General features: G+C 55.0%; 13 protein-coding genes and 1 pseudogene. 2 read left to right on the top strand and 12 right to left on the bottom strand.

What is annotated here, in order from left to right:
- Positions 1 to 225 precede the first annotated feature (225 nt).
- The 12 genes and pseudogenes from IPI56_10570 to IPI56_10515 form a co-directional block, all read right to left on the bottom strand.
- Complete coding sequence (locus IPI56_10570) at positions 226 to 807, bottom strand: porin family protein (GenBank protein MBK7546164.1); 582 nt, start codon at positions 805 to 807, stop codon at positions 226 to 228.
- A 164-nt stretch (positions 808 to 971) separates the two neighbouring features.
- A complete protein-coding gene (locus tag IPI56_10565; GenBank protein MBK7546163.1) occupies positions 972 to 1,799 on the bottom strand; it encodes a DUF1207 domain-containing protein in 828 nt (275 codons plus the stop codon).
- 196 nt (positions 1,800 to 1,995) lie between these two features.
- A complete protein-coding gene (locus IPI56_10560; protein MBK7546162.1) occupies positions 1,996 to 2,331 on the bottom strand; it encodes a hypothetical protein in 336 nt (111 codons plus the stop codon).
- A gap of 63 nt (positions 2,332 to 2,394) precedes the next feature.
- Positions 2,395 to 2,610: pseudogene (locus IPI56_10555) on the bottom strand (DUF3185 family protein).
- Between the two features lie 83 nt (positions 2,611 to 2,693).
- A complete protein-coding gene (locus IPI56_10550; GenBank protein ID MBK7546161.1) occupies positions 2,694 to 3,416 on the bottom strand; it encodes a response regulator in 723 nt (240 codons plus the stop codon).
- Positions 3,413 to 3,715: a hypothetical protein gene (locus tag IPI56_10545; protein ID MBK7546160.1), complete on the bottom strand. Its 303-nt coding sequence runs from the start codon at positions 3,713 to 3,715 to the stop codon at positions 3,413 to 3,415. Before IPI56_10545 ends, IPI56_10550 begins: the two co-directional genes overlap by 4 nt.
- A 32-nt stretch (positions 3,716 to 3,747) precedes the next feature.
- Complete coding sequence (locus IPI56_10540) at positions 3,748 to 4,932, bottom strand: PAS domain S-box protein (GenBank protein MBK7546159.1); 1,185 nt, start codon at positions 4,930 to 4,932, stop codon at positions 3,748 to 3,750.
- A gap of 25 nt (positions 4,933 to 4,957) precedes the next feature.
- Positions 4,958 to 5,167: a DUF3309 family protein gene (locus IPI56_10535; GenBank protein ID MBK7546158.1), complete on the bottom strand. Its 210-nt coding sequence runs from the start codon at positions 5,165 to 5,167 to the stop codon at positions 4,958 to 4,960.
- 21 nt (positions 5,168 to 5,188) lie between these two features.
- A complete protein-coding gene (locus tag IPI56_10530; GenBank protein ID MBK7546157.1) occupies positions 5,189 to 5,809 on the bottom strand; it encodes an RNA polymerase sigma factor in 621 nt (206 codons plus the stop codon).
- 62 nt (positions 5,810 to 5,871) lie between these two features.
- Positions 5,872 to 6,018 (bottom strand): lmo0937 family membrane protein, encoded by a 147-nt coding sequence (locus IPI56_10525; GenBank protein MBK7546156.1) that lies wholly within the window; start codon positions 6,016 to 6,018, stop codon positions 5,872 to 5,874.
- A gap of 167 nt (positions 6,019 to 6,185) precedes the next feature.
- Positions 6,186 to 7,658 (bottom strand): OmpA family protein, encoded by a 1,473-nt coding sequence (locus tag IPI56_10520; GenBank protein ID MBK7546155.1) that lies wholly within the window; start codon positions 7,656 to 7,658, stop codon positions 6,186 to 6,188.
- A gap of 197 nt (positions 7,659 to 7,855) precedes the next feature.
- Entirely contained in the window at positions 7,856 to 8,230 is a 375-nt protein-coding gene (locus IPI56_10515) for a hypothetical protein (protein MBK7546154.1), read from the bottom strand.
- A 403-nt stretch (positions 8,231 to 8,633) separates the two neighbouring features.
- Here IPI56_10515 and IPI56_10510 point away from each other — a divergent pair, with 403 nt between their 5' ends.
- Positions 8,634 to 9,236, top strand: a complete 603-nt coding sequence (locus tag IPI56_10510; GenBank protein MBK7546153.1) for a DNA starvation/stationary phase protection protein — start codon at positions 8,634 to 8,636, stop codon at positions 9,234 to 9,236.
- Between the two features lie 23 nt (positions 9,237 to 9,259).
- Complete coding sequence (locus IPI56_10505) at positions 9,260 to 9,415, top strand: lmo0937 family membrane protein (GenBank protein MBK7546152.1); 156 nt, start codon at positions 9,260 to 9,262, stop codon at positions 9,413 to 9,415.
- The last annotated feature ends 463 nt before the right edge of the window (positions 9,416 to 9,878 follow it).

Genomic DNA, 9,878 nt, shown 5'->3' with positions numbered 1-9,878 from the left:
GCCTTTCGTTTTTCACGCCGGAGGGAAGGCGCGGCCGCGCCACGGCGGACGGCCAAACAGAACCCGTTTCATTTTGGACTGAATGTTCATCGGCAGAGGCCCCGCCCCGGAAGCGAACCGTGATCATCGAACGTCGCGTCCCCTCACGTCATTGGGTTGTCAGTCCCAAAAAAGCAAGGCCCATCCTGGGGGGACGGGCCTTGTTCTTTTTTTGTCGGGGGAGGTCTAAAAGAGGAAGTTTACCGCGACGGTGATCATGGAGCCTTGATCGTTGTATGTTTTGTCCAAGGCGCTCGCGCTTTTGGTTTCTATGTCCTCCAGCCACACATAACGGTAGCTCCCGTCCACGGAGAGGAATTCGTTTAGCCTCGCTTCCAGCCCGGCTCCGGCGTGCAGGCCAAACCGATTGTCGGTTTGAGTTTCAGCCGTCCCCCCTGACACGCGAGTAAAATACCATCCGGTGCCTCCCAACAGGTAGGGGCTGATCGGGGAGTGGGGAACGAGGTAGGCCAGTAAGGAGGCCTGAACCGGATACGTTTTGATGCTGACGTCGTTGGCATACTTATCTTTCCGGTAATCGATGGACCCCTCCACTCCCAAAACCGGCGTCAAGTGGGCCCGGGCTTGGACGCCGGCGGAGTAACTCCCTTCCTCGGCATCTTTTGCCTTAAAATAACTTGCTCGGGGCCCGATCGAAAACCCCGTGTCTCCGACCCCAAGCTCTTCGGCCGAATGGACCAATGGCAACGATAGGAAAAACGTCACCGCCAGCAATAATCCATTTGCTTTACTGGAATTCCATTTCATGGTGAGACTCCTTTTAATTTTTAGAACTTAATGCTCGTCGTAGGTTTCGGGTTGCAAATTGACCAAAACCGCGGCCATCAATTAATAGTTGATGGACTTTTCACAAAGGATAAGACACGACGTCGGGCCCGATGGTTACACGAAACCGACACGCATGAACGGGGTTAGAATCCAACATAAACGCCAGCGCCCCAATAGCGGATTTTTTCATTAAAGAATTGCCCGTAGGGGGAATACCCGTCGTAAAACTCCGCCAAGAGACGAATATGGCGGTCCCGCATGGCGGGTTTTCCTATCTCAAGGCCGGCTTTGACGCTGAAATTGTATTCCGTCGAATACTGTTGTTTCCACATGACGTCCAGGCCGGCCACGGGTCGAAAGAACGCGGGGGAATCTCCCCCGCGCAATTCAGCGCCTGAGTGAATGTTCCACGGTTTTAAATCGCTGGGGTCCCGGGACGTCATATATTCCCCGCCCACGAAAATCCGGAAAAGAGGATTTTCCAAGGCGAAGACTTCTTCGATGGCTTCGTAGCTGTAATTCAAACGCGGGATGGGGTTGTTCAGAAGAAGTTCATCCCCCAAATGGGAGCTTTGATGGTAATACTGCAAGCGCCCCGTAAATTTGTGCCATCGATGAGTGGCCGCCAATCCGAAGGTGAAATCCGTATTGATAAGGTCCTTGGAAGGAGTGCTCCAGTTGAATTGGGAAAACACGCCGGCCAAGAAACCCAGTTGGGCTTGGAATGATTCGCCGTCCCACCGAACCAAACCCAAACTTTCGCCGAAACCAACAGACCACGCCGTAAAAGATTGGGTGGGTGTTTTAAAACTCAGGAGGCTCATAAAGAATTGCCGTTCTTTTGGGTCCGCCAGCAAAGGACGGAACACGTCGTTGGAAGGAAAAAACCGGAGACCGCCTCCGGATTTAGAAACCTCCACGTCCGGGACCATGTCGGCCTGGACGGAGACGCCAACGGCGATGGTCCGCATTAACCAAAAACCGATAACAAAGACCCGTCCGACTGCGAAAGCGTGACTCTTTTTGCTGGTCAAGGAGAATCCTCTCCTTAATAACGAAACCATGGATGTCACCTCCAAATAAATAAAACCCGACTCCGAGGCATCTTTTGTCCAACGTTTGGACTTGTCAGACGCCGCGGAATCGAGCCGCAGGGAAACCGCCGAGTTAATTGCTCAAACGGCTGACAGAGCTTTTTATGCTCGAGAGGGCCTGGCGAAGTTCGTCCCAACTGCCTTGCGCGTTATGGACCCAATGGCGCACCTTTCTCTCAGCGTTGCTTTGGGTTGGAGTCAGAAGGCGAGTCGCCGCCGCACCGACGGCCGCGCCCGCAACGACGCCGAGACCGAAGGAAAGAGCCGGATACTTTTTCATCCAGGCAACGGCGCTGTCCAGGTTTTGTTTGAACTCTTGCTTCATCGGTTCCGCGTTGCGGGAAACACGGGCGCGCAGGTCTTCCCCCAACGTTTCAATCGATTCTTTTACGTCTGCATTTCGTTCCATCTTTGGACTCCTTAAGTTTCTAAAAATCCCTACTTCCATGGGACGTTCTTCAGGGGAAGAAGGTTACATGCCAGCTCCCTCTTTTGATCTGCCAACAAAACCTGAAATCCCCACCACGGAGCAAATCGCCCCGCCAATCAGAAGCCAGACCGTTTTGTCCGTTGGGGAGCGGGTAAAGAAGCGAGATGGATCGGACCCAAAGGATTCGGACGCACGGGTCCCCTACACCACAAAAACAACTCCGACCACGAGGAATGCAATGGACAAGGCCTTGTTCATGAGACCCTCCCCTGTCGAAGCTCAAAATGCCTACGTCCGATTGGGCTCTTCGCGGGGGAAGGAGGTAACGGGTCCGGCTGAAATTATGAGGGTTTGATGAGAATCAAGTAACCATCCGGCGCGCCATCTTCGCCGAAAAGGGGGGATTGGGTAAAGAGGACGGGAAGGGATATTCCGGCTTTTGTCTTTAAAAGGCCGGGACACTCCGAACCGGATTCAGTGACGGGCGGGACCAGAGGTTCACTATTCGCTCGGGAGAGAACGCTGGACAATGGCTTTACAAGCAGGGCGTCTGGCGTCCAGCCCGAAAGTTGTTCGGTCGCTTTGTTCAAAAATACGATCCGGCCAAGTCGGTCCGTGGCGATCAGGGAGCCCGGAAGGTTTTGGAGCGCGCGGGCGTGCCAGCCGTCCATTTCACCGACCACCTTTTCCATCATGTGGCGATGGAGGGCCAACTCGATCACCGCTTGCAAGGACTGCGTTTCAAAGGGTTTCAGGATGTAACCGAACGGCATCGTTACTTTTGCCCGGTCCAAAGTGGCGCTATCCGCGTAGGCGGTGAGGAAACTCACGGGCAGGTTGTACTCCGCGTAGAGGCGCTCCGCCACTTCGATTCCGTCCTGGGGACCTTGGATCCGAATGTCCATCAAAACGAGGTCGGGCCGCTGAAGCTCCACGTTTCGAATGGTTTCCTCCCCGCTGGCCGCGATACCGGTGACGACGTAACCCATTTTTGTTAAAAATCTTTTCAGGTCTTCCGCCACGATGCGCTCGTCTTCCACGATTAAAATCTTTGTCCCTTTCATAACTCTCCTCCCTCTGTTGGCGACCGTTTCGCAGGATCTTTAAAAGTGATGGTAAACCGCGCGCCCCCCATGTTCTGAACGGAGATCCGCCCCCGCAACTGCTCCGTCAAAATGTGAACCAACCGGAGACCCAAGGATTCGGTGGATTCGAAATCAATGGCATGGTCCAACCCCACCCCATCGTCAGCGATGGTGAGTTCGAACCCATTTCCCGACAATGACCGGAATTGAACGAAGATGGTTCCCTCCCGCCCTCCGGGATAGGCGTATTTCAAGGCGTTCGATACCAACTCCGTCACGATGAGACCGCAGGGGATGGCGATGTCCAGGCTCAGGGAACCTTGGCCACGTCGAGCCTCAGCTTGATTTTGTCCATTTGAACGCTGTAGGTTCGGAGCAGATTGTCGGTCAGTTTGAGCACGTAATCCGAAAAGTCCATGCGGGCCAGGTCCGGTGATTGGTAGAGGCATTCGTGAATAATGGCCATGGAGCGCACCCGGTTTTGGCTTTCCAAGAAAATGGCCAGGAGGGCCGGGTCTTGAATGTTCTCCGACTGGAGGCGAAGGAGACTGGAGATCATCTGGAGATTGTTTTTAACGCGGTGGTGGATTTCTTTTAGCAAGGCCTCTTTTTCCCGAAGAGACGCGGTCAGGGCGTCCTGTGTTTGTTTTCGGCGTGTAATATCCCGGAGGACCTGGGAGAAACCCAATACGACATTCTTTTCGTTTGTGAACGGGGTCGTCACGATTTCCGCCCAGAAAAGGGAACCGTCTTTTCGCCCCCGCCAACCCTCCTCTTCAAAAAAGCTTTGGATCGTCGCCTTTCGAAAGGTGTTTTCCATCTTCCCGCCTTCCCGCTCCCCCCCCGGGGAAAAGCGCGAAACGAGATCGCCCATCACTTCTTCCGCCGAGAACCCGAAAATGTGTTCGGCGCCCGCGTTCCAGGTGATGATGTGGCCGACCGGGTCTAAGAGCAATACCGCGTGGTCCTTCAGGCTGTTGACGAGGACGGTGTATCGATCCTCGCTTTCCTTTAGAGAGGTCTCGATGCGACGGCCGATCACCACGGAGCTTCGAAACGAAAGGTAAACGATTGAAACGAGGGACAGAAGGAGAACGAAAAATGAGGAGAAAGTCAGTTTCTCGTTGCCATTGGAGGCCACGTTCAGAACATCAAAGACCAGCACCGCCGCGGCGGCGACCGGGAGGAATTGGCGAAGGACCACCGCCCGGACCGAAGAACCCGCCAGGAAGCGAAGGGGGAAATGCCGAGGCCCCAACCGCCACAAGACAATGAACCCCAGGAGTATGAGTCCCAGGATAAAAACGAAATGAGCGGTATCCCTGCCGCCAAGGAAAACGGACAGGGGCGTTCTGTGCAGGGAGGCGAAGACAAAGACCCCGTTGACAAGGATCGACAAAAGGACGAGGCCTCCCAGGGCGTCCCCCACCCATTGGCGCTGACGCCAACGGGCGGCGTCACCGGAGGCTCTTCTGTTCAAAGGGGGGGCGCTCACCACTCCCCCATTGAAAAAAGAGCCATCAGAGGTATTTCGTTATCTTCAAAACGATAAAAACGGAAAGGATGACGGCGATTTTTCCACTGATGTTGTAGTCCCCCGAGTGACTGTAAGGCCAAAAAGGCAGGAACGCCGCCATGTAGGTCAACAAGATCCCAACAATCCATTGGTTCGTCTGCCGTCCACCCATGGCGTTCTCCTTTTCCGTCACCCAATGAGACACGCTTTTCAATCGGAAGGTTACAACGGGTTCTCAAGGAAACCTCCCGGGCTCGGAAAGCGGGGCGACCACTGAGGGGGGGCGCACGAAAGCGGCGTAAACGTGTTTGCGCCCTCGGTGGAGGTAGACCTTGATCGTCCCCAGGGGCTTTTCGAGCCGTTTGGCGATCTCTTTTAGCGGGAAGTGTTGGTAATAGTGAAGAATGAATATCGAGCGAAAGGTTTCGGGGAGTTCTTCCACGGCGGACCGGAGCTTCTCGGAATCCCTCCCTTGAGCCACGATTTCATCCAGGGCGTGCCCTCTCTCCGGAAGTTCCCGGCGGTTGGCCCCTTCCTCCGACCCGGCGTCCAGGAAAACCATTTGCCGTTTCCCTCGCCGTCGGATTTGGTTGCGGACCCGGTTCAGCGCAATGGTGTAAAGCCAGGTGGAGAGTTTGGCCTCGCCACGGAAACTCTGCAGGTGGGTGTGGACGCTCATGAAGACCTCCTGCAGAACGTCCTCGGCTTCTTCCTTCTGACCGAGAATACGACACGCCATTTCCAACAGCGGTGGACGGTGTTTGTTGACCAGCACGGCAAACGCCTCCCGGTCACCCGCACGGATGGCGGCGATCAGTTCTTCGTCGGGGAGGGACGCGTCGTCAGCAATGGCCAAAAACAACTCCTGTCGGTTTTCTAATCCATCTTATATAAATAAGGATGCCGAAACCTATTGAGTCAAGCGCGTTTCTTCTGAAAAAAACGTACCCCCACAACGATCACCGCCAAAATTAAGAGAAGGTGAATGAACCCGCCCATGGTGTGCGCGCTCACCAGGCCCAGTATCCACAAAATCAGCAAAACAACCGCCATGACCTCAAGCATAATCCCTCCCGTTTGTTGCTTAGACCGGCCCACCGGGACAAAGGTTACATTTGTCCGGGTTTTCCCGTTATTTCGAAACAAAATGGAGTGCCTTCTATCCCTTCCCCAACAAAAAGAGCCGTGCCCATTGAACTCTGGACACGGCTCTTTCATTGAACGGGAGCGTTTTATTTTGTTGTGGTCGCCGTTTGGATGGGGGCACCGTTCAGGATCATTTCGACCCGGCGGTTTTTTTGACGGCCTTGAGGGGTGTCGTTCGAGGCGATAGGCATGGTTTCTCCGAACCCCTTGGAAGTGACGGAATTCCCGGGAACGCCCTGATTCGCGAGATATTCTCTCACGGCTTCAGCCCTTTTTTCCGATAACCGTTGATTGGATTCGTCGCTCCCCACGCTATCGGTATGACCTTCCACTTGGAGGGTGAGGCCTGGATGCGAGGCGACAATTCCTGCCATTTTGGCCAACTTCTCGCGCGCAGGTGAGGCGAGCGTCGAGCTTCCTGTTTGGAAGAGCGTGTCGGACATGTTCACAATCAGTCCCCGCGCTGTATCGCGCGTTTGGAGAATGGCGTTTAACTGGTTTAGCAGTTGAGCCCGCAAGACGGCTTTTTCGCTTTCCGCTTGGGCGGCGGATGCACGGGCCACCTTGGCGTCCGCTTGAGCCTCGTTGGAAGACGCCACGGCCTGGCTCGCGAGAGCGAGGGCCGCGGAACGTTCGGTATCAGACATCCCTTTCGCCCGTTCGGCTTTGTACTGAGCCTCTTCCGCCTTCATTTGGCCTACGGTGGCTGTGGCCGCCTCCTCAATGGCGCTGGTCACCGTTTCGTCGGCTTGACGTTTGACGCTTAAAGATCGGCTGTCTTCGGCGCTTTGCACGGCTTCGCGAGCCGTCATGGAGCGGCCTTTTTTTCCGCCTGCTTTGGTTTCGGACAGAGCGAGCAATCGTTCCGCGTTTTTATACCCATCCGCCGCGTAGGTTTCCGCTCCGGCGGCTCTGGCAATCCGCACCGCATTCCGGGCCTGATACACGTTGAAGGGTGTTTTCTTGTCCATGGCCTGAATCGGCTGATCCGTGGCGGCGATGTTCTTGGTGTAGTCTCCGCGTGGTAGAAGCTCGAATTTAGCGTCAACTAATTCGATCTTGTCTTTGTTTCCCGGCTTGATCGCGTTCTCCAAAACAACCACATTGCTTGGTTGGGATACGGCGAAGTAAGGTTCCGCCGTCACAATCAGGGCCAAGGTCTGGAGCGGGGTTTTGGTTTCGATTTCCGCTTTTCCGTCTTTGATGATCAACTCCCCCAGGTTGGTGGCTTTTCCATCCGGGGAGATGCCCCAGAAGATGTAAGTTAAGTATTCGGCTCCGAACTGGCTTGGCGCGGACACATTTTCGAATTCGGCCTTGATATTGGTGACCCCGGACTTGTTCTTAACGGACGCCATTCCATTCGCGCTCGGAAGAAGCACGGTGCCCTTGAAATCAATTTCAACGGACCCGTCCAAGTTCCGGTAATTGATGGCTTTCGCCGCGCTTTGCACCACCGTCACTTGGTAGAGCGGTTTTGCAATCTGGGGAGCGGCTCTGAGCCCACCCTGATTTATCATAACAACCGATAAAACTATTGCTGACCATGTTGATTTCATACGATACACCTCTCTTTTCTTTAGAATTACGACCCTTTTAAGACAGGTCGGCCCTGATGGACCCGAACGAAAACGAGAATGATCGCCGCCGCCACAAGCGATGGATAAGCCCTCCTATCATCTAAGAAACTGCCAGCCCGAGCCCCCATAAGACCATCCAATCCACGGCGATTGTCCAGAACATGGGGTCCCTTGTTTTATCCTTTAAAGTAGAAACGAATGCCCGCCCCCCCGTTGACGCTGGTGTCCGTATCCGGCGTGAAATCCAGCAAAGGCGTGATTTCGCCGAACAACTCAATCGGGATCCGAGGGAACATATAAGAGATCCCCAATGGGACCCGAACGCCCACCCGCGCGTCATGACCGGTGAGAACGCGACCCCCCAAGCCGACATAGAGCGGCAGACGGCCTTGCATTCGTGAAATATCCAAATCGAAATGCCAGAGATGGTCCGCATGGATCTCCAACCGGTCGTCACTCCCCGACAGGTCCCAGGCAAGGGCCATGTCCACAGCGCGTTTGTGCGTCAACCAATATTTGGCGGAAAGACCTGTTGGATCACCGAGGATCACGCCCACCCCGAAATCCCTGGCTTCTCCGGGTTGGGGACTTGCGGTCCTCCCTATCCCCGCTATCCCTAAAACAAGAACCAGCCACGCCGAACGTTTAATCCATGTCGAACGCATTAGAATATCTCCTTGGGGTTTTATTTTCCGATCCTCGCCACGTAAGACATCGGAACGGCCCCCAGGGTTACACGCCTCGCGAATGTGTCCGGTAGGAAAAACCCGATCTCGACCGGGCTGAACGGACGCCCAGTTTGAGTAATGCCTGTGGGGGCGAGGAGCCGCCAATGCCGAGGGTGGGCCACTGGCCCACGGCCCCAGCAAAAAGCGGCTAATGAGTGTGAGCGAACGAGTGTAACCTCTTCCTGGGATCGGGGGTCCAATCCTCAACGGTTTAAAGGAGGATACGATGAACAAGAACAAAGTGAACGGAACGGACGCGGTCATGGATCGCGCGCATCCTCGGACGGGTTTGAACGCGCGGGAGACACAGGCGTTCGGCCGTCTTATTAAGTTGCCCATCGCCCTTGCGGAAAAGGCGTGCGCGGCCAGCGTGGACAACCTGAACCAACTCTTGGCCGACACAATGACCCTGCGGGATCTTTACAAGAAACATCATTGGCAGGTGTCCGGCCCCACGTTTAACCTGCTCCACCTTTTGTTCGATAAGCATTTCCAGGAACAAAGCGTTTTGGTGGATATGGTGGCCGAACGGATTCAGACGCTGGGCGGAGTCGGCATTGCGATGGCGGCGGATGTGGCGGAAACCACCATTGTTCCTCGCGCCCCGCGGGGCCGGGAGGGGGTTCGGGCCCAATTGGCCCGTCTCCTCCATGCCCATGAAATCGTGTTGGAAGAAACGCGAGCCATGGCGCGGAACGCTGACGAGATCGGAGATGAAGGGACGAACGATCTTTTGGTCAGCAATATTATTCGGACCAATGAACTTCAGGTCTGGTTCGCTTCCCAGCACTTGGTTCAAGACCCGGTGGAAGGAAATAATTCCAAGTAAAAAAGCGCGTAAAGGAGAACCGTATGCTTTGGACCATTGCCGTTGTATTAATGGTGTTGTGGGTGCTTGGGTTTGTTAGTTCTTACACGATGGGAGGGTTTATCCACGTCCTCTTGGTGGTGGCCGTGGTGCTGGTGCTCGTTCGCCTCATTCAGGGGCGGCCCATCATCAAAGGATAAAAGGGAAGCCCGGAATACAAAAGATGGCCCACGCGACCACACCCCCCGCCGGCCCGCAGGGCCGGCGAGCGACCAAGGGGGCGGACGATGGGCGGCGCGGTAAGCGCCGAGGTTTTTCCCAGCGGATGAGTTGGGGGTTTTCGGGGGGCGACAGTCGCGGCCCGGAGGTTTAGCTCCACTATTTTTTTCGATTCAAACTCATTAAAAGAGTCCAACTTCATTCCGAAGTTGGACTCTTCTTTGTTTCAGGACGTTGAAACCGTCGACAATGTCGCGTTTCAACGCTCCGGCATCAACCAGCGCGGCTGTTTCCATCCCTGTTTAACCAATAATTTCATTTGTTTTCTGGAACCGGCGCAGGACCCCGCACTTTTTCCTGATAAAGTGGGTCCGATCTCCCCACCCCGTGTTGAATGTTTTCATCAAATAAATTGGGTTATATCCAACGGGGTCCTATGGCCCT

The sequence above is a fragment of the Elusimicrobiota bacterium genome (assembly GCA_016706425.1).
GTDB lineage: Bacteria > Elusimicrobiota > Elusimicrobia > FEN-1173 > FEN-1173 > JADJJR01.
Note: the sequence above shows the minus strand (reverse complement) of the source record. Positions and strands in the feature narration are given on the sequence as shown.

Excerpts from the sequence above, each read along its gene's own strand:
- IPI56_10570 (MBK7546164.1), bottom strand. The coding sequence starts at position 807 with ATGAAATGGAATTCCAGTAAAGCAAATGGATTATTGCTGGCGGTGACG.
- IPI56_10565 (MBK7546163.1), bottom strand. The coding sequence starts at position 1,799 with ATGCGGACCATCGCCGTTGGCGTCTCCGTCCAGGCCGACATGGTCCCG.
- IPI56_10560 (MBK7546162.1), bottom strand. The coding sequence starts at position 2,331 with ATGGAACGAAATGCAGACGTAAAAGAATCGATTGAAACGTTGGGGGAA.
- IPI56_10550 (MBK7546161.1), bottom strand. The coding sequence starts at position 3,416 with ATGAAAGGGACAAAGATTTTAATCGTGGAAGACGAGCGCATCGTGGCG.
- IPI56_10525 (MBK7546156.1), bottom strand. The coding sequence starts at position 6,018 with ATGCTTGAGGTCATGGCGGTTGTTTTGCTGATTTTGTGGATACTGGGC.
- IPI56_10520 (MBK7546155.1), bottom strand. The coding sequence starts at position 7,658 with ATGAAATCAACATGGTCAGCAATAGTTTTATCGGTTGTTATGATAAAT.
- IPI56_10510 (MBK7546153.1), top strand. The coding sequence starts at position 8,634 with ATGAACAAGAACAAAGTGAACGGAACGGACGCGGTCATGGATCGCGCG.
- IPI56_10505 (MBK7546152.1), top strand. The coding sequence starts at position 9,260 with ATGCTTTGGACCATTGCCGTTGTATTAATGGTGTTGTGGGTGCTTGGG.